This is a genomic window from Streptomyces sp. NPDC041205 (genome assembly GCF_055591765.1).
This window is the reverse complement of record NZ_JBVIZH010000001.1, coordinates 1,125,193-1,151,290: the sequence shown is the minus strand read 5'-3', so window position 1 is coordinate 1,151,290 and position 26,098 is coordinate 1,125,193. Positions and strand designations below refer to the sequence as shown.

Genomic DNA, 26,098 nt, shown 5'->3' with positions numbered 1-26,098 from the left:
ATGCGAGAAGAAGGGTACGTGCATGACGTTGAGGTAATCACAGCAGGTTCATTCCTAGATGGTGAACACCTAACGGGTGCAACAACACTAAAGATTATGGATGCCGCCGACTTTAACGAGTCAGGCGGCATTCTCATTTTGGATGGACAGTCTTACACCTATGTAAGTGCTGATTTGGATGCTGACACTATTCAGCTAGCTGTAGGTCTTCTAGCGGACTATGAGGATTCAATGCCTCTGTACGCTAGTCCACTCACCTACGAGAAGCGTGCAACGGTAGTCGTTGACGGCTATGACGAGTCAATCTCTGCTGTAGTCCCTCACAGCCTCTATGACAGGCTTGCAGAGGGTATGCGAGAGGACTTCAACCGAGAGTCAGTCAGCCTTGAGCTAAAGGGCAACACTTGGTATGTCGAGAACGTCTACGGAATTGAGCCGGTTATTGATGGTCAGTTCCTTGAGAACGTAGTAGCCGATGACATCATTGATGGCATTGTCACTACGGTTAAGTTGGCCAATGATGCTGTAACTCAAGCCAAGATTGCTACTGGTGCTATTGGCTTTAATGAGCTAGCCGTAGGTACGGGAAACCTCGTAGCCGATGGTTCCTTTGAGGGTGAGATTGGTGCAGCCCTAGCCGCTACAGATGCCAATTACTCAATCTCAACACCAGGCAATAACAGCCCTAAGGCTCTACGTATCAACTGTGTCTCTGCTTCAGCAGTCACCAGAAGGCCAGTAGTCGCTAAGTTCCCTGTGAACCCTGGTGAGACGCTTTATATCTCTGCTGACTACCGAGTCTCTTCCGATTGGGCCGGACAGTTCCTCAAGGTCTACCCACGTTGGGAGGATGCCTCAGGAGCAGTTATCGGCTATGGAGTCTTGGCAGACCTTACGCCTACTCCTGGTGGTGCTTGGGCTACGTCTAAGGGCATGAAGACTGCTCCTGCTGGCACTGTCTATGCAGTCATCTGTGTAGAGGCTTACAACGTCACGGCCGGTTGGGCTGAGTTCGATAACGTCACTGTCTACAACGCTGTCATTGCCGGAATGGTTCAGGCAAACACCATCACGTCTAATGAGCTAGCGGCTAATGCTGTAACGGCTGGAAAGATTGCAGCGGGTTCTATTCAGGCTGGTTCTTTTGCGGCGGGTTCTATTGCAGCAGGAGACATTGCATCTAACGCCATTACAACAGCTAAGTTGGATGCTCTAGCTGTCACGGCAGACAAGATTGCGGCTAACGCGATTACGGCTACAAAGATTCTTGCTGGGGCTATCACGGCCGATAAGCTAGACGTGAATGCGTTGATTGGTAAGACAGCTCAGTCAAGCAACTTTGTGAATGACCCTGAGGCAGGCATTACCGGTTGGCAGTTCAATGCTGATGGTTCTGCTTACATCCGTAGCGCAACCATTGGTAATGACCTCTACTCCATCAGTCCTACCGGTGACGCTAAGTTCCAGTCTCTCAGCGTCAATGACATCTACGTAGATGGTGAAGACCTGCAAGCCTATGTAGATAACATGGCTAGAGGCGTCATGGCTGTTACGACTCTCACCGGTGCTTATACATTTCCTGCAATCAATACGGAATACCTAATCGCCAAGATTCAGATTCCGAACGTTGAAGCGCGTATGTACAAGATGACGCTAGACAACTTCCGCTTTGACCGTGGTAGCGGTACACCACCTACTCAGATGCAGGTGAACGTTTACTCAAAGTACGGAAGTCAGGCAACCAATGCTGACTACAACATCCACAGCTTTTGGCGCGGTGCTGCTGGTACTGCGGCTAATGACGACCTTTGGTCTTCAAGCCATGTGTTCTCAGTGCCGGACGCTAGTGCTGGTCAGGATATGTACATTGCCATTTACGCAAGCACTAACAGCGTTTCTTCTACACCAAGACTCGAATGCACAGACAACACGCGCTTTGTCTTTGAGGACGTTGGTGGAAAGGTCGTCTACAACACCGTAGATATCAGTAACGCAACCGTTCCCGCTAAGACCACTTACACCAAGACTTACTCATCTTCTTGGATGAGCACTTGGGGTGTTAACAGTGGACGTAGAACAGACGGTAAGGCTTACCAGGGTAACTACTCTTCAACCAACGGAAACAACTACACCAAGTACGGCTTCAGCTCTGCTATTCAGACTGACCTTTCTGGTGCAACCGTCAAGAAGGTTGAGCTTTACCTTGATAACAACCACTTCTATTCAAACAGTGGTGGTAACGCAATCATCGGTACCCATGCGAACAGCTCTCAGCCAACCGGCTCTAGCTCTACAACGGGAACCTTTGGAAGGCAGTCAACTGCTTTCACATACGGACAGGCTAAGTGGGTCACTCTCTCTAGCGTGTTCGGTACTGACCTTAAGTCTGGTGCCGCTCTAGGTATCACCCTTGGTCGCACAAGCGGAGGAACGCTATCCGAGTATGGATACTTCTCTAGCTCCGCAAAGTTGAGAATCACATACGAGAAGTAATCCTTCTCCCTAACAATTAAGGAGGCCCTACATGGCTGAATACAAGGTAGCTGTTAGCTACGAGACATTTGATGGTGGAGTCATTGTCGTTGACTTTGACCTCACCCCTGGTGAGTCTGGTCTTTCTGGTCAGAACAAGGAAACTCTAGTTCAGGCAGTAGCTCAGGCTATTGCCGACACTCTAGAGACCATCGTTGTGAATACGCCTAATGCAACCCTGAACAACACTGTTGCTAAGCGCTATTACGATGCAGAAGAGACCCTTACGCTTGTTTGAGTTGTAAGGATTTCGCCGGGGTTCCAAAAGAGCCCCGGCTCTATCTCCTCATAGAGAGGAAACGTATAAATAACTGAAGAGGGTGATTGAACTGCTAGAACTACTAGGCAACATTCCCGGACCTTGGCTAGCTCTTGCTGGTGCTCTATTTGGTGGAGGTGGCCTTAAGGTCATTGAGCACTTCTTGGGTCGGAACAAGGTTAAGAACGACATTGCCACGGAACTACGTAATGAGCTTCGTAAAGACATTAAGGACCTGCAAAACAGGGTTGATGAACTAGAAGCTGAGAACGAGAAGTGGAGGGCAAGAGCCTTCAAGGCAGAAGAGGAAGTAGCGGTAAGAAATGCTCTCATCGCTAGCCACGGATGCATGTCTGACATGCTTAAGCCACCATCAGACGACTAGCACGAAACCCCCGGTTTTCTCAGGATTACCGGGGGCTCTTCTTGTCTAACACCCTCTAACAACACGCATTCCGACCAATCTAATCGGAAGGAGAAATCGTCAATGTCCAACAAACTAGTAACGTTCTTGCTTACAAGGATGATGAACGTCTATGTCTTGAGTCTAGGTATCCTGGCTTTTGGTTGGGGACTAATCCTCTGCCTGCCTGCTGGTGGTACGACTACGGGACAGGTAGGAGCCTTTATGACCTACCTAGCACCAGAGCCAGTATGGGGACTCTTCTCTATGCTTGCTGGTGGCCTTATGGGTTATGGAGCACTCAAGTCTGATTCTTGTACGTCTAAGCTAGGTCTTTTCCTAGGCTTCCTCGTATGGGTCTTTGTCTTCATGACCAACATCATTGGACTACCTCTAGGCACTGGAGTTATGTCCTCAGCATTTCTTGCTTGGGCTCACGTAATGGCTCATCTAGTCATTAGTACCCGCCCGGAAGTTTTGAAGGAACGTCTATAAAACCCGCCGGTGGTGCTATGCTCTCCTCATGAACAAAGATGAGCTTGCAGCAATGCACGACCGGTACACGGTCAAGCACAAGGACACGGAGAAGAATCAGGAGTTCACCACCTACAACCTCACAGAGCTTGAAGCAGTGAGGCTCAAGGAACGGTGCGATATCTACATGAACCTTGAGTTCGTGAGTGTCACTCCTGAGCCTGACTGGTCCAAGTACAGGACTCAAGCCCCTGAGAAGCCCTGAGAGCCCCTAGAAGGCTTCCGGGCATGAAGAAGCCCCTCTAACCGATTCAGATTGGTTAGAGGGGCTTTTCTGTGCGTTCTAGGGCTAGTAGCGGTCCCCTAGGGCCGAGACAGCAGCAACGGCACGATGTGTTGCCCTGTCGGCTCCATACCGCTGAAGCATGGCAGGAGACTTCCAACCACGAATGGTCATGACGTTCTCTCCGCTTACTCCTGCTGACAAGAGGTCATCACACCACGTGTGGCAGTACGAGTGAGGAGAGACAAGCTTAGGGTCATAGCCCTCAGCCTCAGCAAGACGCTTAACCAGCCTGTAGAGCCCCGAGTAGGTCATGCGTGCCCGGTTACGCGTACCAAGCCATACGGCAGCGTCCTTAGCCCTCTTGTGGCTTGCCCGGTAGCGAAGGTAGCGACGCAATGCCTTGATGGTAGAAGGCTGAAGAGGAATTGCGCGGGTGTCTTTGGAGTTCCTGTCACCCTTGAGAGGAACCACATAGAGAAGACCACCATTCAAATCCAAGTGGTCTACATCAAGCCTTAGAAGCTCTTCAGACCTAAGACCCTCAGTCAGTACCCGCACAATGGCGTGATTCCTGACTGTCTCAAAGTCTTTAGCCCGACCATTGCCGGTTGCCTTGAGCATGTCTCCAACAAAGTCATTGCTCAGAGTCTTAGGCTTGCCAGCTTTGGGAGCCGAATACTTCTGAAACCTCTTGTCCGCATAGGCGTCCTCTACGTCAAACTCTTCACTGAGCCATGCCACGAAAGGACGCAGATTCCTTTGAAGGGTGTTAGTTCCGCCCGTATAGCCGCCCTGACCATCAGGAGACTTAGGAACGTCATAGGTCTCGTAGTAAGACCTAAAGAATGTGTTGAGAGTAGAGACGTTGCAGTGTTCCTCAAATGAGCCACTAAGCCTGTTCTCAGTCAGCCACCGGTCAAGGGCATAGACAGGCTTCAGATAAGCCTTAACGGTCTTAGGGGAGAAGGGCCGACCAAACCGATTGGTAGTGGTCAGCAAATGGTCTGCGTACTCAGCCACTACGTCATCACGCTCTGAGGACACCCCACGTCCCCCGTAGGGATGGTGGCTAGCAGCCACAGGGGCGGAGGAACGAAGGGGGCTCTTCCTGGCAGTCACGGCGTCTCCTGGCGAGTCTGCGCTAGAGAAGAACCAAGATGACTAGGCACCTTCTCTAGCGTCCTGTGGACGTTGGTCCACTCGCAGACTGTGACGCCGAACTGACCCAAACATGCAGGTCAAGTAGGTTAAGGCGCCCCCGGCAGGACTCGAACCTGCGGCCAAGTGCTTAGAAGGCACCTGCTCTATCCACTGAGCTACGGGGGCCGGGTGGTGGCCGGTGGCCTGGAGCCCGGTGTGGGGTGGTCCGTGGCCTTTGCCGGGGGCCGTGGACCATGGACCGGGGACAAGGATAGGGCTCCTGGTGGCTTGTCCCTGGTGCTTCACCTCCGCCACGCGATGTGGAGGTTCGGTGAAGCGGTCCTGATAATCGCAGGCAGGTGCGAATCTCGCACCGCTTTTGGCGTCTGTCGCCCCGGGTGTTGTGCACTCGTTATGCCTGCGCCCCAGTCGTCCCTTCCGTCGCGGGTGTCCGATCGGCGCGCAGGGGTGCCCATATGCTTCAGAAAGGCGCCAAAATTGGGCATTCTTCGCATGTGGTGACCTTGGACGTACGGCCTCAACTGCTTGACGCACTCTCCGCCCTGCGTGAGCGTGTCGCCGCCGCACGCTTTCCGCTCCCCCTCGCGGGGGCGCCACGCGCGCGGGCCAACCGGGACGAGCTTCTCGCACAGCTCGACGACTATCTGGTGCCCCGGCTACGGGCCCCCGAAGCACCCTTGCTGGCCGTTGTCGGCGGCTCCACCGGCGCCGGCAAGTCCACCCTCGTGAACTCTCTGGTGGGCCGTCAGGTCAGCGAGGCGGGCGTCCTGCGGCCCACGACCCGCACACCCGTCCTGGTGTGCCACCCGGAGGACAAGGACTGGTTCGCGGGAATGCGCGTCCTGCCGCACCTCACGCGCGCGTGGGCGCCCCGCCAGGGCGGCGCGGGCGACGACGGGGCGGGCAGGGGGTCGGGCGGCGAGAACGAGCGTGTGCTGCGCGTCGAGACCGCCGACACGCTGCCCTGCGGCCTCGCCCTCCTCGACGCCCCCGACATCGACTCCCTCGTCGCCGACAACCGCGTGCTCGCCGCCGAGCTGATCTGCGCGGCCGACGTGTGGGTCATGGTCACGACCGCCTCCCGGTACGCCGACGCCGTGCCCTGGCACCTGCTGCGTACCGCCAAGGAACAGGACGCCACCCTCGTCACCGTCCTCGACCGCGTGCCCCACCAGGTCGTCGGCGAGGTGTCGCGGCAGTACGGCGCCCTCCTCGCCAAGGCCGGCCTCGGCGACGTACCCCGCTTCACCGTCCCCGAACTGCCCGAGTCCGCGGGCGGCGGCGGACTCCTCCCCGCCACCGCCGTGGAACCCCTGCGCACCTGGCTCGCCCACCGCGCCCAGGAACCCGCCTCCCGTAGACAAGCCATCGAACGCACCGCCTACGGAGTGCTCGGTTCGCTCAACTCCCGCATGCCGGAGCTCGCCGGTGCCGTCGCCGCCCAGTACGCCGCCGCCCTGCGCCTCACGTCCGCCGTCGACGAGGCCTACGAAAGCGAGCACGCGCGCGTACGCGCCCGCCTCCAGGCAGGCGCCGCGCTCGCCGGGGACGCCCTGAAGCGCTGGCGCGCGTACCCGCTCGACTGCGGCCCCGGAGAGCTCCTGGACGCCATCGCCGAGAGCCTCGAAGCGCTCCTGCTGTGCGCGGTCACAGCCGCCGACGAACACATCGACGACGCGTGGCGGCGCGAGCCCGCCGCCCAGGCCCCCGCGCTCGTCCGCAGCGGCGGACGGTACGAAAGGGCCCCCTACGAAGACGGCGACAGCCCCGAACACCGCATCGGCATGGCCGTACGGCGCTGGCGGCGCGAACTCGAGGAGTACGCCGAGGAGGAGGTACGCGCCCTCGACCGCGCCGACAAGAGCACCCTGCCCGACGCCGACGTCGTCGCCGCGCTGCTCGCGACCGCCCTGCTCGGCGGGCGCCGGGCACGCACCGCCGGAGAGACCCTGGCCGAGCGCATCGGCGCCCACGGGGCGCTGCGGCTGCGCGACCGCGGCGGCCGACTGCTCACCGACTACCTGGACAAGGTCCTCCGCGCGGAGCGCGAGCGGCGCCTGGCCCCCCTCGACGCACTCGACGTCAACCCGGAGCCCCAGGCCGAACTCATCGCCGCACTGTCCGTACTGCAGAAGGAGAGGTGACCGCGGTGACCGCCGTCACGGGCCACACCGACCACCCCGGCGATCTGGAACGCGCGGACAGCGCAGACGGCACGGATGCCACGGCAGGCGGCATTGACGGAGCCGAGAGCGCTGGGAGGGCCACGAGCGCTGAGAGGACTGAGCGGGCTGAGAGCGCCCCGGGCGCGGGGCTCGCCGATCACGCCGGTCAGGACGAGGAAAACGGCAACCACGCGCGCGAGGCCGACGGCGTCTGGGACGACGGGCTCATCGCGCGGCGCGCGGTGCCCGGCGCGTCCCCGGCGAACGGGGACTCCAGAACCGTGGCCGAGGTGCTCGCCGGATCGGTGGCCACCGGTTCGCCGGCGGCCGCGGCTACGGGGAGACCGTCCTCGTACGGGGACCCCACCGCGTACGACACCCGCACCCCGTACGAGAACAGCGCCCCCGCGCAGGACACAACCGTCGTCTACGAAGGGCCCCTTCGAGGGCGCCTTGACGCGCTGCGCGAGCTGATCGGGCTGTCCCGTACGCGGCTCGACGGCGAGACGCTCGCCGAGGCCGGGCGCGTGCTCGACGAGGCCGCGGCGCGGCGGCGGCTGTCCGACCGGCACACCGTCGTCGCCCTCGCGGGCGCCACGGGCAGCGGCAAGTCGACCCTCTTCAACGCCCTGGCGGGCGTGATGATCTCGGAGACGGGCGTACGCAGACCGACCACGGCCGCGCCCATCGGGTGCAGTTGGACGGACGGCGCCGCGGGGCTGCTCGACCGGCTCGGCATCCCCGGGAGGCTGCGCCGACGGCCGCTCCCGGGGGCCGACGCGCAGACCCTCCAGGGCCTCGTCCTCGTCGACCTGCCCGACCACGACTCGGCCGCGGCGGACCACCGCGAGCACGTCGACCGGATCCTCGGGCTCGTCGACGCGGTCATCTGGGTCGTCGACCCCGAGAAGTACGCGGACGCGATGCTCCACGAGCGCTATCTGCGGCCCCTCGCCGGGCACGCCGAGGTCATGTTCGTCGTGCTCAACCAGGTGGACCGGCTCCCCGGAGACGCCGCCGACCAGGTGCTCGACGATCTGCGGCGACTCCTCGACGAGGACGGCATCGCCCTCGGCGAGCACGGCGAACCGGGCGCCACAGTGCTCGCGCTGTCCGCCCTCACCGGTGAGGGCGTCGGCGATCTGCGGGAGGCCCTCGGCCAGTTCACCCGCGAACGGGGAGCCGCGGCGCGGCGCATCGAGGCGGACCTGGACGCGGCGGCGACGCGCCTGCGGCCGGTGTACGCCGCCGGGGCGGGATCGGCGTCCGCGCGGGGCGCGATCGGGCTCAGCGAGGAAGCGCGCGAGGAGTTCTCCGAACGGCTCGGGGAGGCGGTCGGCGCGGCGGCGGCGGGCCAGGCCGCCGAGCGGGCCTGGCGCAGGCACGCAGGCCGGGCGTGCTCCTCGCCCTGGCTGCGGCTGTGGCGCTGGTACGAGGCGCAGCGCTTCCCGCACAGCACGGGCAGGCACGCTGTGGCGCCGCCCGCGGACGAGGAGGCGACGGCACGCGCGCGCGTGGAGCACGCCGTGCGGGCCGTCGCCGACGAGGCGGCCACCGGGCTGCCCACGCCCTGGGGGCAGGCCGTGCGGGAGGCGGCGGCACGCGGGGCCCAGGGCCTGCCCGAGGCGCTCGACGAGTTGGCACTGCGGGCGGCCCTGCCGGACGGGCGGCCGCCGCGGCCCGGCTGGTGGCCGGCGGCGGTCCTCGCGCAAGCGGCCATGACGCTGCTTCAAGTCGTCGGCGGGCTGTGGCTGGTGGGGCAGATCGTCGGGGTCGCGCAGCCCAACCTGGGCGTGCCGGTGCTCCTGATGGCCCTTGGCATCGTCGGCGGGCCGTGCGTGGAGTGGGCCAGCGGGATGGCGGCGCGCGGGCCGGCCCGGCGGTACGGCTTCGAGGCCGAGCGACGGCTGCGGGAGGCGGCCGCGGGGTGCGGGCGGGCGCGGGTGCTTGATCCGGTGGCGGCGGAGCTGCTGCGGTACCGGGAGGTTCGGGAGCAGTACGTGCGGGTGGCGCGGCGGGGGTGAGGGCTGGGGGCGGGGCGTGGGCTCGGGACGTGGGCCCGGCGTGTGAGCTCGGGACGTGGGCCCGGGGTGCGGGGGAAGCGGAAGGGCTCCATCGGGTGACGGAGTTGTCCACAACCGGCCGGTAGGACACAGGGCTCAGCGGGCTCGGTCCGGCCGGTGCAATCTGAGATCGCGGCAGCCCGCCGACCGCCGACGCCGGAGCGCGAAGGCGGAGGTGAGCGGTCGCGGACTCAGACGTGGGCGTGCGGGACGAGCCCGCACGTGTGTGGACGTAGGGAGGGGTCGGCATGAACGACACGGTGGTGACGGTGGTGGGGAACGTGGCGACGACGCCGGTGTTCAGGGAGCTGCCGTCCGGACCGGTGACACGCTTTCGGATCGCGGTCACGGCACGGCACTTCGACCGCTCGCGCAACGCGTGGGCGGACGGGCACACCAACTTCTTCACGGTATGGGCCTGGCGGACGCTCGGCGTCAATGTGCAGGGGTCGCTCGCGATCGGCGAACCGGTCATCGTGCAGGGCAGGTTGAGGGTGCGCGACGAGGAGCGGGGCGGGCAGCACTTCCGGTCGGTGGACATCGACGCCCAGTCCATCGGACACGACCTCGCCCGCGGGACGTCCGCGTTCCGGCGCACGCGCAGGGTGATGGACTCCGCCGTGCAGGAGCGAAGTGCCGTGTCCGGGGCGGAGGATGAGCCGGAGTTCGAGTTCCCCACCCAGTCCGGCGCCAGGGACCGGGCGCACGCCAAGGCCCAGCAGGAGGCGAGGGTCCGGATGGGGCCGGGGGCGCAGACGCGGACCAAGTCGGAGGCGGAGCCGGGCGGTGAGCCGGAGGCCGCGGCGGAAGGCGCCCAGGGCGTCGAGTTGGAGCGGGATCCGGCCCCCGTCGGCTGACCCGCACCGCACGGCCGGACATGGCCCGATCCCCTAACCGGAACCATGGATTTGTCGATATGCCCAGCTCAGAAGGGCGTTGTCGATAACAATTCCGATTCGGATCGGTTGCCGGACGGCGCTACTGGGAACGGCGATGCGTCGCTTCCTTAGGATGCCGGGCGTGGCTCCGTAAGGCGGTTGAGGCCTGAGCGGGGCGGTCGGCAGGTGAGTCTGCTCGGTTGAATCTGCTGGCGGGGCCAGTCCCCCCATGTGAATTGGGTCCCGCCCGGAGGGGATTTCTGTGTTTTCTGCGTGGTCAGGGTGTCGGGCACTCAAGGCGTTCGCGATATCGCCCGCGCACGGCCGTGGCGCGGCCCGAATCGCCGCCGCGACGGTGGCGTCGGGGCTTGTCGTGGCCTGTGCGACGGTCAGCGCGACCGCGGCCACCGCGGTGGACGCCCCGCAGCACCGGGGCGGGGCGAGCGCGACCCTCAGCGGCCTGAAGACGTACGGCCAGGCGGTCGTCCGTGAGGACGGCGAGAGCCAGCGAATCCCCGCAGGCCTCTTCGAGATGTCCGTGGACAACGGCGGCACGCTGCAGACGTACTGCATCGACCTGCACACCCCGACGCAGAAGGACGCGAAGTACCAGGAGACCCCCTGGAGCGGCACGTCCCTGAACGGCAACGCGCACGCGGGCAAGATCCGCTGGATCCTGCAGCACTCCTACCCCCGGGTGAACAACCTCGCCCAGCTCGCGCGGCAGTCGGGCGCGGGCACGCTCACCGAGAAGTCGGCCGCGGCCGGCACCCAGGTGGCGATCTGGCGGTACTCGGAGAATCTGGGCAAGTGGAAATCCCGCACGTCGGACAAGTCGAGCGAGCCCGGCGCGGCGAGGGAGGCGGCGAAGCCACGCAGGATCAAGGTCGAGGCCGCCGATCCTCGGGCCGAGAAGCTCGCGGACTATCTGGAGCGCAGCGCGCGCAACAGCCCCGAGCCGAAGGCGTCGCTGACGCTGGAGCCCTCGGCCGTCTCCGGGAACGCCGGGAAGCGACTGGGCCCGGTGACCGTGCGGACCGACGCGGAGAGCGTGACCGTCACACCGCCCGCGGACTCGGCGAGCGGGGTGAAGATCGTCGGCAAGGACGGCAAGAAGGTCAAGACGGCCCGTGACGGCAGCCGGCTGTTCTTCGACGTGCCGAAGGGCACGCCGGACGGCACGGCCGCGCTGGAGGTGCAGGCGGCGACGACCGTGCCGGTCGGACGGGCCTTCACCTCCGAGACCCGCAGCCAGACACAGATACTCGCGGGCTCCAGCGAGTCCACGGTGTCCGCCGCCGCGACGGCGCACTGGGCGGAGAAGGGCGCGATACCCGCGCTGTCCGCGGAGAAGAACTGCGCCAAGAACGGCGTGGACATCACGGCGAGCAACAAGGGGGACGCGCCGTTCACCTTCAGCCTGATGAAGTTCAAGCACACCATCAAGGCCGGTGAGCGACGGACGGTGACGATACCGCTGCAGGAGGACCAGCCCTACGACTTCACGATCATGGGGCCGGGCGGGTTCGAGAAGCGGTTCAAGGGAGTGCTCGACTGCCGGACCGAGGGCAGCGCGGTCGCCGTCGACGGCAAGGCGCAGCCCGCCTCGAACCCGAGCCCCGCGTCGGCGGGCGGTACGAGCGGCGGCGGCGACCTCGCGGAGACCGGCGGGTCGAACGCGACGCCGCTGATAGCCGCCATCGCGGTCGTGCTGGTCGTCGTCGGCGGTGGCGCGGTGTTCCTCCTGCGCAGGAAGAAGGACCCGGCGGCCCCGGCGGAGCCCGCGGAGACGGCGTCGTCCGAGGAGTGAGTGGAGCGAGCGGGGCGCGGGGGACGCCCGGCGGCGGGCCGCGGCCACGGTCGGTGACAGATCAACTACGTAGGTGGGCGCGGAAGGGCCAGGTCACGGGGTCCTCGTGATACTGGTTTCTTCCGGGGGGTGGCTGTACGGCAAGATGGGGTGTATCTGCCCACACACTGATTGCCGGACGGTTTCTCTTGGCTGAGTACATCTACACCATGCGCAAGACGCGCAAGGCGCACGGCGACAAGGTGATCCTCGATGACGTCACCTTGAACTTCCTGCCCGGCGCGAAGATCGGTGTCGTGGGTCCGAACGGTGCCGGTAAGTCCACGGTGCTCAAGATCATGGCGGGCCTCGAGCAGCCGTCGAACGGTGACGCGTTCCTGTCGCCGGGCTACACGGTCGGCATGCTCCTGCAGGAGCCGCCGCTGGACGAGTCCAAGACGGTCCTGGAGAACGTGCAGGACGGCGCCGCCGAGATCATGGGCAAGCTGAAGCGGTTCAACGAGGTCGCCGAGCTGATGGCGACCGACTACTCGGACGCGCTGATGGAGGAGATGGGCAAGCTCCAGGAGGACCTGGACCACGCGGGCGCGTGGGACCTGGACACCCAGCTGGAGCAGGCCATGGACGCCCTCGGCTGCCCGCCCGGCGACTGGCCGGTCACCAACCTCTCCGGTGGTGAGCGCCGCCGCGTCGCGCTCTGCAAGCTGCTCCTCGAGGCGCCCGACCTGCTGCTCCTCGACGAGCCCACCAACCACCTGGACGCCGAGTCCGTGCAGTGGCTGGAGCAGCACCTCGCGAAGTACCCCGGCACCGTCGTCGCCGTCACCCACGACCGGTACTTCCTGGACAACGTCGCCGAGTGGATCCTCGAGCTGGACCGCGGCCGCGCGCACCCGTACGAGGGCAACTACTCGACGTACCTCGACAAGAAGGCCACCCGCCTCAAGGTCGAGGGCCAGAAGGACGCCAAGCGTGCGAAGCGTCTGAAGGAAGAGCTCGAGTGGGTGCGGTCGAACGCCAAGGGGCGTCAGGCCAAGTCCAAGGCGCGACTGTCGCGTTACGAGGAGATGGCCGCCGAGGCGGACAAGATGCGGAAGCTGGACTTCGAGGAGATCCAGATCCCGCCGGGCCCGCGCCTCGGCAACATCGTCGTCGAGATCGAGAACCTGTCGAAGGCGTTCGGCGACAAGGTGCTGATCGACGACCTGTCGTTCACGCTGCCGCGCAACGGCATCGTGGGCGTGATCGGCCCGAACGGCGCGGGCAAGACCACGCTGTTCAAGATGATCCAGGGTCTGGAGACGCCGGACTCGGGCAGCATCAAGGTCGGCGACACCGTCAAGATCTCCTACGTCGACCAGGGCCGCGCCAACATCGACCCGAAGAAGACGCTCTGGGCGGTCGTGTCGGACGAACTGGACTACATCAACGTGGGCCAGGTCGAGATGCCCTCGCGCGCGTACGTCTCCGCGTTCGGCTTCAAGGGCCCGGACCAGCAGAAGCCGGCGGGTGTGCTCTCCGGCGGTGAGCGCAACCGGCTGAACCTGGCGCTGACCCTCAAGCAGGGCGGCAACCTGCTGCTCCTCGACGAGCCCACCAACGACCTCGACGTCGAGACGCTGTCGTCGCTGGAGAACGCGCTCCTGGAGTTCCCGGGCTGCGCCGTGGTGGTCTCCCACGACCGGTGGTTCCTGGACCGGGTCGCCACGCACATCCTCGCCTACGAGGGCGAGTCCAAGTGGTTCTGGTTCGAGGGCAACTTCGAGTCGTACGAGAAGAACAAGATCGAGCGGCTCGGTCCGGACGCGGCCCGTCCGCACCGCGCCACGTACAAGAAGCTCACGCGGGGCTGACATGGCGCGCCACATCTACAGCTGCCCGCTGCGGTGGTCGGACATGGATGCCTTCGGGCACGTCAACAACGCCGTCTTCCTGCGGTACTTGGAAGAGGCGCGGATCGACTTCATGTTCCGGCTCTCGTCCGACGACGGCGGGCCGTCGTTCTCGGGCGGCTCCGTCGTGGCGCGCCACGAGATCGACTATCTGCGGCCGTTGGTGCACCGGCACGAGCCGGTCACCATCGAGTCGTGGGTGACGAAGATCGGGGCCGCGTCGCTGACGATCTCGTACGAGATAAAGGAGCCCGAGGCGGGCGGGCAGGTGTACGTGCGGGCCTCGACGATCGTCGTCCCGTTCGACCTGCGGGCGCAGCGGCCGCGGCGGATCACCGCCGAGGAGCGCGCCGTGCTCGAGGAGTACCGCCCCGAGGACACGGCGAGCGCGACGGGCGGCCGGCGCGCGGGCGGTGCGGGGGCGCTTGTCGCATGACCGTGCGACTGGACTTCGTCGACGCCGGGGAGGCGGTGGATCTCACCGCCTTCCTGGCGCGGCTCGTCCACTACGACAAGGCGGCCGCGGTGCGGTTGCAGGCCGCGGGGGACACCCTGGCGGTGTTCGGGCGGCCGCCGTCGTTCGAGGTGCTCGCCATCCGTACGGCGCGCCTCGCGAAGCCGTACGAGTACGGGCTCGACACCTCGCTCGACGTGACCGTCTCCGCGGGGGAGTTCCTGGAGTCCGTGGCGGAGGCGGGGGAGACCGCGGGTACGGCTGTGGTGCCGGACGCGGTCACCGGGCCGCCGTGGGCCGGGGTGCTGCCGCCCCGTGGGGGCTGGCGGCAGGTGCGCGGGCTGCCTTCGGCGGGGGAGGTGCGGGAACTGGTGCGGGGCGCTGTCGCTGAATTCCGGGGACGGGTCGAGGAGTTGGCGCCCGAGCTGCGGGTCCGGGCCCAGCTGGACCTCGTGGGGCGGGAGATTTGGTCTCGGGCGATTCCCGGGACCGAGTTGCCCGTGCGGGCCGCGCACGCTGCGCACGCGCTGGGGTTTTTGCGGGGCGACGTCCTGGACTTGCTGTCGGCCGGGCCGTGGCTGCGGTTGCGGACGCCGTTCGGATCGATTGCCCTGCGCCGGGCCGGCGTCGGGGCGCTGACCGTCACACCGACCTAGTAGGCACCCCTGGCCGGGGCTGCGCCCACCCGTTCCACCCTGCGGAACGCCTGCCCACAGTCCTGGAGCGATCAGGGCTGACCGTCTCCACCACGGGCAGGCGGGCGAAGTGGTCAGCCGGGGGTGTTGACCATCGAGGCTGCCGCGTAGGTCAGGTAGTTCCAGAGGGTGCGGTCGTGTTCCTCGGAGAGGCCGAGGGAGTCGACGGCGGCGCGCATGTGCTTGAGCCAGGCGTCGTGGGCTTCCCTGTTGACCGTGAACGGGGCGTGGCGCATGCGCAGGCGGGGGTGGCCGCGGTTGTCGCTGTAGGTGCGGGGGCCGCCCCAGTACTGCATCAGGAACAGGACGAGGCGTTCCTCGGCCGGGCCCAGGTCCTCCTCCGGGTACATCGGCCGGAGCAGCGGGTCCTCCGCGACTCCCTGGTAGAAGTGGTGCACCAGGCGCCTGAAGGTCTCCTCGCCGCCGACCTGTTCGTAGAAGGTCTGCTCCTGAAGCGTGCCGCGCGGGATCTCATTCACTCCTCCATGGTCTCAGACGCGACGGCCGAGGACGGAAGGCTTAGGACCACTCGCATCGAGCGGCCCGGGGCAGCAGAGTGGGGGTATGGGTGAGAGGGTTCCACTTGCTGACGAACCCGAGGGGCCGGACCCCGTGCGGGCGGCCGAGGCGCGCGCCGGCCTGGTGCGGGAGATCGAGGCCGGCGGGGCCTGGGACGACGACCCGGCCTGGCGGGAGGTGTTCCAGGCGGTGCCGCGGCACCTCTTCGTGCCGTACTACTACGTGAGCACGGGCGGCGGGTACGAGCGGATGTGGGGCGAGGACCCCGACCCGGTGCGGCGGGGGCGGTGGCTGCGAGGGGCGTACGCGGACGCGCCGCTCGCGACCCGGGTACGGGACGGGGAGCTGATCTCGTCCAGCAGCCAGCCCTCGCTGATGGCCAAGATGCTCGTCGAGCTCGATGTCGGGGACGGGGCGCGGCACGACGTCCTGGAGATCGGGGCCGGTACGGGCTACAACGCGGCGCTGCTCGCGCACCGGCTCGGGGACGAGCACGTCACCACCGTCGACCTCGACCCGGAGATCACCGAGTCCGCGCGGCGGCACCTGGCGGCCGCCGGGTACCGGCCGGTCGTCGTGACCGGCGACGGCGCCGCGGGCTGTCCGCGGCGGGCGCCCTTCGACCGGATCATCGCCACCTGCACGCTCAGCTCGGTGCCGCGGGCCTGGCTCGCCCAGTGCCGCCCCGGCGCGCGGGTCCTCGCGCCGCTGGCGACCGGCCTGATCGCGCTGCGGGTCGCGGACGCCGAGCACGCCGAGGGGCGGTTCCTGCACACGCCCGCGTACTTCGTGCCGCTGCGCGGCGGCGGCGCGCCGCCGCGGCCCGAGCAGTACATCGGCGGGCTGCCGCGCCGGGCGCTGCAGAGCGAGCTGTTCCGGTTCCTGCTCGAACTCACGGCGGGCAGCCTCGACCCACAGGAGGCGCTGGCGCTGTGGCAGCGGGAGCGGCGGCCGGTGCGGGAGCGGTTCGGGGTGACGGTCAGCGGGCCGTACGCGTGGGCGTGGCTGGACGACCCGGAAGGGCCGTACGCCTGGCCGCTGTGACGGCGGCGGGCGTACGGCCCTTCGGTGGTGCGGGTGGTGCGGGGTGACCCCGGTGGCCGGGGTCAGTCCCTGCGGACGGTGATCGTCGTCCAGGCGCCGACGTGCACCTGGTCGCCGTCCTGGAGCGGGATCGGGACGAAGGGCTGGATGGGCTCCTCGCCGGCGTTGACCGTGGTGCCGTTGGTCGAGTTCTGGTCGACGACCGCCCAGCCGCCGTCCGGCTGCTGGACCAGGACCGCGTGCTGGTGCGATACGCCCGGGTCCTCCGGCGGCACCGACAGGTCGATGTCGGGGGTGTCGCCGGTGGAGTGGCGGCGGCGGCCGATCGTGATCTGGTTGCCGACCAGCGGACGCTGCTGCTCCGGGGAGTACGCGGGCAGGTTCAGGCCCGCGGCCTCGGGGCCGCTGCGCTGCATCATCGCCATGAAGTAGTCACGGTCGGGACCGATGGTCGCGGTCCAGGTCCCGGGGCCCGCCGGCTGGGGCGGACCGCCCTGGCCGGGGTAGCCCTGCGGGGGCTGCTGGGCCGGGGCGCCGGGGCCTCCGGGGCCGCCCTGGCCGCCGGGGTGACCCTGGCCGGGTGCCGAGGTCGAGGGCGGGGAGAGGACCCAGTCGTCTCCGCCGCCGAAGGAGGGCGCGCCGGGGCCGCCGGGACCACCGGGTCCGCCAGGTCCACCGGGTCCGCCCTGGCCGGGCGGGGGCGGCGGGCCCTGCGGGGTGCCCGTCTCCTGCGGGAACGCGGGCGGTGCGGGCGGACCCTGCTGCTGGAACCCCTGCGGCGCGCCAGGACCGTTGGGTCCGCCCGGTCCGTTGGGGCCGCCCTGGCCGGGCGCGGAGCCGGGGCCGCCGGGAGCGCCGCCGCCGTTGCCGAACGGAGGGATCGGCTCCGCGGGGCGGTTCATCTGCGAGGGCCGCGAGCCCTGGTAGCCGAACGGGTCCTGGCCGGGGCCGGGGGACTGCTGGCCGGTCGGGGAGGTGGTGCCGGGGCCGTTGGGGCCACCGGGGCCACCCGGGCCGCCAGGTCCACCGGGTCCGCCCGGAGCACCGGGGCCCGGCTGGGGCGGGCCCTGCTGGAACTGCTGGGAGGGGTTGGGGGCGCCAGGAGCACCACCCGGTCCGCCGGGGCCGTCGTACCCACCGGGTCCCCCTGGTCCGCCGGGGCCGCTCGGGCCGGGCCCACCAGGGCCGCCGTGCGCACCGGGGCCGGGGCCGTCGGGGCCGTCGTACCCGCCGGGTCGGCCGGGGCCACCGGGACCGCCCGGGCCGTGGGGGCCACCGGGCCGGCCCGGCCCCTGAGGCGGGTAGCCGTACCCACCGGAACCGGGACCACCGGGCTGGCCAGGGCCGCCGGGCCCACCAGCACCGGGGCCGCCGGGCTGACCCGGACCACCGGGCTGCCCCGGACCTTGCGGCGGGTAGCCGTACCCACCGGGCCCACCGGAACCGGGTCCACCGGCACCCGGACCGCCAGGCTGGCCGGGACCGCCGGGCTGCCCCGGACCGCCGGGCTGACCAGGCCCCTGAGGCGGGTACCCGTACCCACCAGGACCGGAACCGGCACCGGGCCCGCGCCCGCCAAAGCCAGGACCACCGGGTCCACCCGGACCACCGGCACCAGGCCCACCGGGCCCAGGCATCCCCGGACCACCAGGCCCACCGGGCCGCCCCGCCCCACTCGTGGGCAGTGGCGGATTAGGCGCGGCAGGCGTGTACGACGTCGCCGTACCCGTCAGGAAGTTCCACCGGCACTCCTCGCAGAACGGCGCGTTGGCCTCGCGGGGCGTGCGGCACTGCGGGCAGAGCTCGGGCTCGGGCCCGAGGTCCGGCACCGCGGAAAGGTGCGAGCGGCCGGGCTGGCCGGGACCGCCGGGCTGGCCGGGGCCACCAGGACCACCGGGCTGGCCGGGGCCGCCGGGGCCCTGCTGCGGCTGGCCGTAGCCCGCGGCCGGGGGCGGTGGCGGAGGTGGCGGTGGTACGGCACCAGCCATGCGGTGACCGCAGACCTCGCACCAGTCGTCGGAACCCGACTGGTGTCCGTTCGGGCAGGTCGGCATGTCGGCGCTTCCCCCTCTCCTTCTCCGGCCCGTGGGCCGCGTGCACTGGCGTTCTTCCGGTACTGACAGGGCGTACGCGGGGCGTGCTCGGCGTACGGGACGCCGTGGGACGCCCTGCTACTTCTTCACGCGGACCGTTTTCGTCGAGCGCGTCTCGAGTGTCATCTCGTCGGCCTCGGCGACCCGCGCCTTCAATCGAACAGTACCTGTCGCGGCGTCGACCACGTCCACCACCTTGGAAAGGAGCTTGGCGGTATCGGCGTTGCCGGAGGCGCTCGCGAGCTGAACGGCCCTGCCCAGTTTGGCCGTTGCTCCGTCGTAATCGCCCGATTTGCGGGCGTCGAGGCCCTGCTGGATGACCTGGGCCAGCTCCGCCTGGCCCGTGTAGTGCGCGACCTGCGGATTGATGGAGGTGGATGCCGCCATGTCGTCCGTCCAGACGGCCCGGACCAGGCCCTGGGACAGGGTCTGCACGGTGCCGTCGGCCGCCGGGACGACGAGCGAGACACGGGCCGCGAGCATCTCCTGGCCGAGCTCGGCGCCGGGAACGCGTACACAGACGTGGTAGTCGCGGGACTCGTCGCCCCAGGAGCCGGTGGGGTAGTCACCCGCACGGGGCCCTGCCTCGGTGCGGCGGTCGGTCAACTCCTCGACCGTGGGTGCCACTTGCTTCACGAACACGATCTCCACGCCCATGGGGGTCCACAGCCGCAGACTGACGTCGGCGACCTCCTTGCCCATCGCGGACTCCATCATCTGCGTGAAGTCCGCGGCGAGGCCCGCGGGGTCGGCGACGATGTCGGCGGTGCCGAGCAGCGCCGAGGCGATGCCTGTGACCTCTTTCACTTCCCAGTCGGTGCCGACGCCGCGCGCGTCACAGGTGAAGCGGCCCGCGCAGGCGTCGAGGGAGGCGCGCAGGTCCTCCGGTGACTCGTGTTCGTTGCGGCCGTCGGTGAGCAGGATGCCGTGTCTGATGGAGACGTCGGCGGAGGCGAGGAGGCGGTCGGCCAGGCGCAGCCAGGTGCCGATGGCGGTGCCGCCGCCCGCGCTGAGCTTGCGCAGGGCCTCCTTGGCCTGGGCGCGGGTCTGCGGGCCCGCGACGGCGAGGCGGCCGCCGCCGGGGTAGACCTCCGTGGCGACGTGGGTGCCGCCGATGACGGCGAAGTGCACGCCGTCGCGCAGGGCGTCGATCGCGGCGGCGGTGGCGTCACGGGCGCCGCGCATCTTCGTCGGCGGGTAGTCCATGGAGCCGGAACAGTCGACCATGATCGCGACCGCGGCGTCGGGGCCGTCGCCCACCGCGTACAGATGGGGCGCGCCGACAGCGGCGCCGATGGTGCCGCCGCCGGTCGAGGTGACCGTGGCGATCGCGTTGACCTCGCGGCCGCCCTCGGGCAGGTACTCGTTCTGGTAGACGTCGACGGTGAACTGCGGAACGTTCGACTTGGAGAAATTGGCCATGGACGTTGCTCCCCCCTAGGACTTCTTTCCACGGACTCGGATCTGCTGCCCGCCGCGGTGTCCGCGCGTACGGGTGGTGCCGGTGGCGCGCGTGGGGCGAAAGCCACCGGGCCAACCGACCGGCCGCGCGGCGCGGTCCCCGTCCGCGCTAGGCCGATCCTGCCCCCTGCGGCGGGGCGGGGAACGGCAGGACCGCCACTGTTACGTTGTCGTGGCCGCCGCCGTCGAGCGCGTGGCCGACGAGCACCTGGGCGCTGTGCAGCGGCCGCCGGGCGGCGTCGAGGGGGACGGCGCGGGCCATCTCCTCGGCCGCCTCGGCGTAGTTCCACAGGCCGTCCGTGCACACCACCACTACACCCGGGCGGTCCGGCTTGAAGGAAGCGGTGTGCGGCTCCAGTTCGTACGCGTCGGCGCCGAGCCAGCCCGTGATGGCGTGGGCCCGCTCGTCCGCGTACGCCTCGGCCTCGCTCATCAGGCCCGTGGCGACCATCTGGGCGGCCCAGGAGTCGTCCTCGGTGAGGCGCGCCGCGGGGCCGGAGCGGTCGACCGGCACCCAGTAGACACGGCTGTCGCCGACCCAGCCGATGACGAGGAGGCCGCCCGCGACGACGGCGCCGACGAGGGTGCAGGCGGGGGCGTTCTGGTGCGGGCTGTGCTCGCGGGCGCCGGTGGGTTCGTCGGCGAGCGCGTTCACGGCCTCGGCGGCGGCGACGATCGCCTCGTGCATGGCCTGCTGCGGGTGGGTGCCGCGCGGCAGGGCGGCCCTGAGGGTGGCGTCGGCGGCGCGGGACGCGGCCAGGGAGGCCTCGTCGGGGCGGGTCGCCGAGGAGACGCCGTCGCAGACGACGGCGATGACGGCGGGCGAGCCGTCGGGCAGCGCGGCCGCGGAGATCGCGAACGCGTCCTCGTTGCGGTGGTGGCGCAGGCCCCGGTCGCTGACGGCGGCGACCGCGTCGAGCTGCTGCTCCATGTGGTCGCGCTCGCGCGGCTGGGCGTGCCCGCAGTTCTCGCAGTAGCCGTCGGGGGCCACGTGCCCGGAGCGGCAGGCGACACAGAGTTTCGTTCCCGCGGGCGGGGTGGGTGCCTCGGCGCTCGCTGTGGGCCGTGGTGCGGGGGCCGCGGCCGGCGGGGCGGGAGCCGGGGGTGCCGGAGGGCTGGAGGGGGCCTGGGGCGCCGGGACCGCCGGGGCCGTCGGACACACGGACTGGTCGGGGGTGGGCGCGCCGGTGCGCGGGTCGGCGGCCGGGGCGGCGCCGGGGGACGTGGGTGCGGGCAGGGGGTAGTCGTCGGGCTCGGCGCTGGGGGAGGTGGGTCGGCCGGGAGCCTCGGGGCCGGTGGCCGGGGGGGCCGGTCGACCGGGCATTCCCGGTCCGGTGGCCGAGGGAGCGGATCCGCCGGGCGTCCCCGCTCCAGTGCCCGGAGCGCCCGGAGTGCCCGGAGTGCCCGCGCCGCCGGAATCGCCGAGCTCGGCCCCCGAGGAGTCCGTGCCGGGCAGGTCGGAGGACCGGTGCGTCGGGGCCGGGGTGTCGGAGCTGTCGACCTCGGGTGCCACGGGCCACTGGCCGGCACCGGGGGCCTGGCCCGCGGCGGCCACGGCGGAGGCGGCGGCCGCGCCGCCGGAACCCGGGCCGGGGCCTTGGCCGAAGGTGGAGCCCGGGCCGGATGCGGAACCCTGGCCGGAGCCCGGCCCGGCCTGCGGCGCGGAGTCCGGCAGCGGAGGCAGGCCGTTGATCGCGAGCGTGGGCCGGTCGTCCGGCGGCGCCGGGACCGCCGAGAGGTCGTAGCCGCACGCGCCGCAGAACAAGTCGCCCGTCTCCAGGGGCTCCTCGCAGCTCGGACACGTGGACAAGGCCGCCGGTTGGTGCATTTGCGCCATCTTCACACCCACGTCCGGGGGCGGAAACGGTTGGCCCGCTCCACCAGTTCGATCCTTTCCTCGCCACCCTGTGCGAGCCGGGCCAGGGTCCGGTACGAACGTTCCAGACCGAACCGGAGGCCCCGCTCGTCCAGCTCGCTGCCGAGCAGTACGGCTCCCGTACGCCCGTCGCCCGCGGCCGCCGGGGGTCCAGAGGACCCCGAGGACACTGCGGCATGGCCGGAGTGGTGGCTACCGGAGAGTACCCAGTCGAGCGCCGTACCGAGGACTTCCGTCGAAAGGCGCTCTCTGCGCACCGCGTCCAGGCCGAAGCCCGCGAGCGCCTCGACCTGCCCGGCGGCGGCCGTCAGGTCGTCGAGGAACCGGGCTCCGGGCCCGGTCGCCGTGTCGAACGTCATACGCCGCCGCAGCCGCGCCCGCACCGCGGCGACGCGGGCCGCCGTGTAGTGGATGGACGACTCCGGCACGGACTCCAGCGTACGCACCGCTCCGCTCCGGTCGCCCGAGGCGAGCTGCACCCGGGCGAGCCCGAAGGCGGCGCTGACGTAGCTCGGGTCGGTCGCCCACACCAGGCGGTAGTACTCGGCGGCGTTGTCGAGCTGGCCGAGCACCTCCGCGCAGACGCCGAGGGCGAGCTTGGGCGCGGGCTCGCCCGGGAACGCGTCGTACACCGCGTCGAAGGAGAGCGCCGCGATCTCGTGGTCGCCGTTGGTGAGCGAGGCGACGCCGCGGTACCAGATCACCCGCCAGTCGTCGGGGTGGTCGATCTCCAGGGACTCCAGCGTCTTGCCCGCGGCGGCTGGGTCGCCCATGGTGAGCAGCGCCCGCAGCTCGCGCAGGCGCAGTTCGGTGGAGGGCGCGGGGGCGGCCGCGAGCGCGGCGATCAGCTCGGCTCCCGACGAGTCCACGAGCCCGGCGAGGAAACCGGCGTTGGCGTCGCCCGGGTCGACCCGGGGCACGGGCAGGGCGAGCGACGTCGCGGGCGCGTCGAGGGCGCGCACCAGCGACGCGACCGCGGCGCCTTCGCCGGCTCCGCCGGGACCGCCATGACCGGCTCCGCCGGACCCGTTCCCCCCGGCTCCGCCGGGCAGCGCACCAGCGCCACCCTCACCACCGGCACCACCGCCGGACCCTTCCCCGAACGCCCCGAGGCCCAGCGCACTGGCGGCTCCGCCGCCCAGCATCCCGTCGCCTCCGGCGCCACCGGACGCCCGCACCACCGGCCCCCGGGCCCCGAGCACCGACACCTCCCCGGCCAGCTCCGCGAACAACTCCGTGTCCGTGACCTTCACTTCAGGCCCGAACAGCGTGGACAGCGCGGGCCGAGGCCGCCCGCTCTGCACCGCCACGACCTCCCGCAGCACACCGGTCAGCTGCTCGGCCATCTCCTGGGCGGAGCTGAAGCGCCGGGCCGGGTCGGGGTCCGTGGCCCGTACGAGCAGCCGGTAGAACGACTCGTACGTCCGGAAGACCTCGATGTTGTCCGGGTCGGGCAGCGAGTCCACGAAGACGTTCGTGTAGCCCTGGAAGTCGAAGGTGAGCACGGCCAGCGTGCGCGCGACCGTGTACAGGTCGGAGGCCACCGAGGGGCCGACCTCCGCGACCTCCGGGGCCTGGTAGCCCACGGTGCCGTAGATCGCCGACTCGTCGTCGTCCATGCGGCGGACCGCGCCCATGTCGATGAGCTTGAGCTGGTCCTCGGTCTGGATGGCGTTGTCGACCTTGAAGTCGCAGTACAGCAGGTTGCGGCTGTGCAGATGACCGAGGGCCTCCAGGGCCTCGATGCCGTACGCGCAGGCCTGCTCGACGGGCAGCGGGTCGCGCTTGCCGGTGGGCGTGCGGCGGCCGTTGGCGATCTCCTTCAGGGACTTGCCGCCGACGTACTCCATGACGATGTAGCCGTCCATGGAACCGGTGCGCTGGTCCAGGTGCTCGACGAAGTTGTAGATCCGCACGATGTTGGCGTGCTCGATCTCGGCGAGGAAGCGGCGCTCGGAGATCGCCGCGGCCATCGCGTCCTGGTCGCCGGTGTCGAGCAGGCCCTTGAGGACCACCCAGCGGTCGGACACCGCGCGGTCCACGGCGAGATACACCCAGCCGAGGCCGCCGTGCGCGAGACAGCCCACGACCTCGTACTGGCCGTGCACGATGTCGCCCGCGGCCAGCTTCGGCACGAAGGAGTAGGGGTGCCCGCACTTGGTGCAGAAACCTTCCGTGCGGCCGGAGCGCTCACCGCGCGCGCGGCCCACCGGGGCGCCGCAGTCGGAGCGCGAGCAGAACCGCTTCCGCTCGGGCACCTCGGGGTTCTGCTGCACTGCGCCGCGCGGGTCCGGGCGCGGCACCTGCGGCACCGAGACCAGGCCGACGCCGAGCCTGCTGCGGGCCGATGACGCCGCCGACGAGCCGGAGCTGCGCACCGACACCGACCGCGCCGACGTACTGCCCGACGTGGAGCGCGAGAGCCGCCCCGAGACCGAGCGGCGCGACGAGGCGGACCGGGAGGAGCGCGTGCTGCCGCGGGTGCCGCGCGAGCCGACGCTGGACGAGGCCCGCGAGCCCCGGGCGCTGCGCCCGCCGACCGTGATGCCCGTGGCCGGGGAGCCCACCATGCCGCTCGCCGACACGACCGGGGCGAGGCCGCACGTGTCGCAGTACAGCTCGCCGCCGCCCACGTCCTCGTACGAACCCGTGCACTTGGGCCGCTGGCACGGCTGCTGTCCGCCGTTCTCCTCGCTCATGCTTCCCCCCTCCGGTCGGTGGGCCCGCTCTGGTGCGGGACCCTCGGCGCCAGCGTGTCGGCCGCCGCCTGTTGGTAGCGCAACACCGCCTGCTCGGCCACGCGCAGGTCGCAGGGCGCGCTCCAGAGCATGCGGCGCGCCGCGTCGTACCGCTCCATGAGGACCGGGTCCTCCGCGTGGCCGTGCCGGGCGACCTTCGCCTTGTACGCGTCGAGGCGGCCGCGCAGCTCCGCGCGGACCGCGAGCGGCGCGGTGACCGCCGTCAACGACTCGCGGGCGCGCAGCAGTTCGTCCTCGGCCTTCTCCTCCAGGGACTCGAGGAGCGGCGAGAGGCGGTGCCACTGGGCGTTCCTGCGGTAGTCCGCGGCCATCGCGAGCTGCTCCTGGAGCGCCGTGGGCGGCCCGGACACGGCGGGCACCTCGGAGGCGGCGATCTTCGCGAGCACCTCGCCGCGCGCGGAGCGGGCCTCGGCCAGCGTGCGGTCCGCGCGGGACAGCACGTCGCGCAGCCTGCCGAGGCGGGCCTCGGCGTCCTGGCGGACCGTGAGCACGGCGTCGATCTCGCGGCGCACGTCCTCCAGGGCGCGGGCCGCGTCGTCGTAGCGTTCGGTGTGCGGGCGGCCGCCGCCGGGGGCCGAACTGCCGCGCGCGGGCTGCCAGAACGCGAGCGGGTCGGACACGACCTGCTCGCGCAGCGCCGTCAGCTCCCGTGTGATGCGCTCCAGGTCGTCGCCCGAGGGGTGCTCGCCGGGGCGCACGCCGACGGAGTGCGCGAGCTGGCGGGTGCGCTGGAGTTCGGCGGCGAGCAGGTCGATGCGGGCGGGCAGCGCGGACCAGACGGCGTCGGCGGCGACCACCATGTCCAGGGAGTGCGCGTACAGGTCGTTCATGCGCGCGACCAGCTCTTCGAGCGTGAACTGTTCGGTGAGCTTCGCGGGCCCCGTGATCGACGGCGCCGCGCCGGACGACGAGCCGCCCGCGACGGTGACGCTCCGGCCGCGCAGCAGCCGGGTGAGTTCGAGCAGGTCGTCGCGGTTGGGCCAGCGTCTGCGCTCGCGCACCTCACGGGCGGTGTTCAGGGCGCCCGCGTACGCGTCGAAGTATGTCCAGAGCAGCGTGATCTGGGCTTCCGTGGCGAGCCAGCGTTCGTGCGTGGTGCCGGTGAGCCGTGCGCCTTCGAGGAGGCGGCGGCCCGCGTGGTCCTGGAGGGCGAGGAGCGACGTCTCGATCGCCTCGTGCTCGGCGTCGAGCCGCACCAGCGCACGGTCCACCTCGTCCCGGTCCATGACAGGGCCGGGGGGTCCCGCGACGCTCATCGATCACCTCTCCGCTCT

General features: G+C 69.1%; 19 protein-coding genes and 1 tRNA gene. 12 read left to right on the top strand and 8 right to left on the bottom strand.

Annotated features, from left to right (window positions below):
* Window positions 1–18: 18 nt before the first annotated feature.
* The 4 genes from ACZ6BG_RS05015 (at window position 19) to ACZ6BG_RS05000 (ending at window position 3,933) form a co-directional block, all read left to right on the top strand.
* Window positions 19–2,493, top strand: a complete 2,475-nt coding sequence (locus ACZ6BG_RS05015) for a hypothetical protein (protein ID WP_468996958.1) — start codon at window positions 19–21, stop codon at window positions 2,491–2,493.
* Window positions 2,494–2,524: 31 nt separating this feature from the next.
* Entirely contained in the window at window positions 2,525–2,770 is a 246-nt protein-coding gene (locus ACZ6BG_RS05010; protein WP_468996956.1) for a hypothetical protein, read from the top strand.
* Between the two features lie 82 nt (window positions 2,771–2,852).
* Window positions 2,853–3,176 carry a hypothetical protein gene (locus ACZ6BG_RS05005; RefSeq protein ID WP_468996953.1) on the top strand — a complete coding sequence of 108 codons (324 nt, stop codon included), beginning with the start codon at window positions 2,853–2,855 and terminating at the stop codon, window positions 3,174–3,176.
* Between the two features lie 541 nt (window positions 3,177–3,717).
* Window positions 3,718–3,933, top strand: coding sequence for a hypothetical protein (locus tag ACZ6BG_RS05000; protein ID WP_468996951.1), 216 nt, complete (start codon window positions 3,718–3,720; stop codon window positions 3,931–3,933).
* 84 nt (window positions 3,934–4,017) lie between these two features.
* Here the strand turns inward: ACZ6BG_RS05000 and ACZ6BG_RS04995 are convergent, their stop codons facing one another.
* Window positions 4,018–5,073 (bottom strand): tyrosine-type recombinase/integrase, encoded by a 1,056-nt coding sequence (locus ACZ6BG_RS04995; RefSeq protein WP_468996948.1) that lies wholly within the window; start codon window positions 5,071–5,073, stop codon window positions 4,018–4,020.
* Window positions 5,074–5,207: 134 nt separating this feature from the next.
* Window positions 5,208–5,280 (bottom strand) — tRNA-Arg (locus ACZ6BG_RS04990).
* 329 nt (window positions 5,281–5,609) lie between these two features.
* Between ACZ6BG_RS04990 and ACZ6BG_RS04985 the strand changes: the two genes are divergently transcribed.
* The 7 genes from ACZ6BG_RS04985 (at window position 5,610) to ACZ6BG_RS04955 (ending at window position 15,033) form a co-directional block, all read left to right on the top strand.
* Window positions 5,610–7,259, top strand: coding sequence for a dynamin family protein (locus tag ACZ6BG_RS04985; protein WP_468996943.1), 1,650 nt, complete (start codon window positions 5,610–5,612; stop codon window positions 7,257–7,259).
* Window positions 7,256–9,304 (top strand): YfjP family GTPase, encoded by a 2,049-nt coding sequence (locus tag ACZ6BG_RS04980; RefSeq protein WP_468996941.1) that lies wholly within the window; start codon window positions 7,256–7,258, stop codon window positions 9,302–9,304. Before ACZ6BG_RS04985 ends, ACZ6BG_RS04980 begins: the two co-directional genes overlap by 4 nt.
* A 287-nt stretch (window positions 9,305–9,591) precedes the next feature.
* Window positions 9,592–10,200 carry a single-stranded DNA-binding protein gene (locus ACZ6BG_RS04975; RefSeq protein WP_468996939.1) on the top strand — a complete coding sequence of 203 codons (609 nt, stop codon included), beginning with the start codon at window positions 9,592–9,594 and terminating at the stop codon, window positions 10,198–10,200.
* 328 nt (window positions 10,201–10,528) lie between these two features.
* The gene (locus ACZ6BG_RS04970) at window positions 10,529–12,031 is read left to right on the top strand and encodes an LAETG motif-containing sortase-dependent surface protein (RefSeq protein ID WP_468997931.1); all 1,503 of its coding nucleotides are present in this window, start codon (window positions 10,529–10,531) and stop codon (window positions 12,029–12,031) included.
* A gap of 188 nt (window positions 12,032–12,219) precedes the next feature.
* Complete coding sequence (gene ettA, locus ACZ6BG_RS04965) at window positions 12,220–13,884, top strand: energy-dependent translational throttle protein EttA (protein ID WP_468996937.1); 1,665 nt, start codon at window positions 12,220–12,222, stop codon at window positions 13,882–13,884.
* A gap of 1 nt (window position 13,885) precedes the next feature.
* On the top strand, window positions 13,886–14,359 hold the full coding sequence (locus ACZ6BG_RS04960; protein WP_468449787.1) for an acyl-CoA thioesterase: 474 nt from the start codon (window positions 13,886–13,888) through the stop codon (window positions 14,357–14,359).
* Window positions 14,356–15,033: a DUF8010 domain-containing protein gene (locus ACZ6BG_RS04955; protein ID WP_468996935.1), complete on the top strand. Its 678-nt coding sequence runs from the start codon at window positions 14,356–14,358 to the stop codon at window positions 15,031–15,033. Before ACZ6BG_RS04960 ends, ACZ6BG_RS04955 begins: the two co-directional genes overlap by 4 nt.
* Window positions 15,034–15,146: 113 nt before the next feature.
* Here the strand turns inward: ACZ6BG_RS04955 and ACZ6BG_RS04950 are convergent, their stop codons facing one another.
* Entirely contained in the window at window positions 15,147–15,551 is a 405-nt protein-coding gene (locus ACZ6BG_RS04950) for a globin (RefSeq protein WP_468996933.1), read from the bottom strand.
* Window positions 15,552–15,636: 85 nt separating this feature from the next.
* Between ACZ6BG_RS04950 and ACZ6BG_RS04945 the strand changes: the two genes are divergently transcribed.
* On the top strand, window positions 15,637–16,635 hold the full coding sequence (locus ACZ6BG_RS04945) for a methyltransferase domain-containing protein (RefSeq protein WP_468996931.1): 999 nt from the start codon (window positions 15,637–15,639) through the stop codon (window positions 16,633–16,635).
* A 62-nt stretch (window positions 16,636–16,697) separates the two neighbouring features.
* Here ACZ6BG_RS04945 and ACZ6BG_RS04940 read toward each other — a convergent pair whose 3' ends face one another.
* The 5 genes from ACZ6BG_RS04940 to ACZ6BG_RS04920 all read right to left on the bottom strand — a co-directional run bounded on the left by ACZ6BG_RS04940 (window position 16,698) and on the right by ACZ6BG_RS04920 (window position 26,080).
* Window positions 16,698–18,689, bottom strand: coding sequence for an FHA domain-containing protein (locus tag ACZ6BG_RS04940; RefSeq protein ID WP_468996929.1), 1,992 nt, complete (start codon window positions 18,687–18,689; stop codon window positions 16,698–16,700).
* 117 nt (window positions 18,690–18,806) lie between these two features.
* On the bottom strand, window positions 18,807–20,150 hold the full coding sequence (locus ACZ6BG_RS04935) for a vWA domain-containing protein (RefSeq protein WP_468996927.1): 1,344 nt from the start codon (window positions 20,148–20,150) through the stop codon (window positions 18,807–18,809).
* Between the two features lie 148 nt (window positions 20,151–20,298).
* The gene (locus tag ACZ6BG_RS04930; protein WP_468996925.1) at window positions 20,299–22,017 is read right to left on the bottom strand and encodes a PP2C family serine/threonine-protein phosphatase; all 1,719 of its coding nucleotides are present in this window, start codon (window positions 22,015–22,017) and stop codon (window positions 20,299–20,301) included.
* 11 nt (window positions 22,018–22,028) lie between these two features.
* Window positions 22,029–24,764 carry a serine/threonine-protein kinase gene (locus tag ACZ6BG_RS04925; protein ID WP_468996922.1) on the bottom strand — a complete coding sequence of 912 codons (2,736 nt, stop codon included), beginning with the start codon at window positions 24,762–24,764 and terminating at the stop codon, window positions 22,029–22,031.
* Complete coding sequence (locus ACZ6BG_RS04920) at window positions 24,761–26,080, bottom strand: hypothetical protein (RefSeq protein WP_468996920.1); 1,320 nt, start codon at window positions 26,078–26,080, stop codon at window positions 24,761–24,763. The genes ACZ6BG_RS04925 and ACZ6BG_RS04920 overlap by 4 nt, the downstream gene beginning before the upstream one ends.
* Between the last annotated feature and the right edge of the window lie 18 nt (window positions 26,081–26,098).

Coding starts and splice junctions, on each gene's coding strand:
- ACZ6BG_RS04930 (WP_468996925.1), bottom strand. CDS start 22,017: ATGCACCAACCGGCGGCCTTGTCCACGTGTCCGAGCTGCGAGGAGCCC.
- ACZ6BG_RS04935 (WP_468996927.1), bottom strand. CDS start 20,150: ATGGCCAATTTCTCCAAGTCGAACGTTCCGCAGTTCACCGTCGACGTC.
- ACZ6BG_RS04955 (WP_468996935.1), top strand. CDS start 14,356: ATGACCGTGCGACTGGACTTCGTCGACGCCGGGGAGGCGGTGGATCTC.
- ACZ6BG_RS05000 (WP_468996951.1), top strand. CDS start 3,718: ATGAACAAAGATGAGCTTGCAGCAATGCACGACCGGTACACGGTCAAG.
- ACZ6BG_RS04920 (WP_468996920.1), bottom strand. CDS start 26,080: ATGAGCGTCGCGGGACCCCCCGGCCCTGTCATGGACCGGGACGAGGTG.
- ACZ6BG_RS04945 (WP_468996931.1), top strand. CDS start 15,637: ATGGGTGAGAGGGTTCCACTTGCTGACGAACCCGAGGGGCCGGACCCC.
- ACZ6BG_RS04925 (WP_468996922.1), bottom strand. CDS start 24,764: ATGAGCGAGGAGAACGGCGGACAGCAGCCGTGCCAGCGGCCCAAGTGC.
- ACZ6BG_RS05010 (WP_468996956.1), top strand. CDS start 2,525: ATGGCTGAATACAAGGTAGCTGTTAGCTACGAGACATTTGATGGTGGA.
- ACZ6BG_RS04940 (WP_468996929.1), bottom strand. CDS start 18,689: ATGCCGACCTGCCCGAACGGACACCAGTCGGGTTCCGACGACTGGTGC.
- ACZ6BG_RS04960 (WP_468449787.1), top strand. CDS start 13,886: ATGGCGCGCCACATCTACAGCTGCCCGCTGCGGTGGTCGGACATGGAT.
- ACZ6BG_RS04975 (WP_468996939.1), top strand. CDS start 9,592: ATGAACGACACGGTGGTGACGGTGGTGGGGAACGTGGCGACGACGCCG.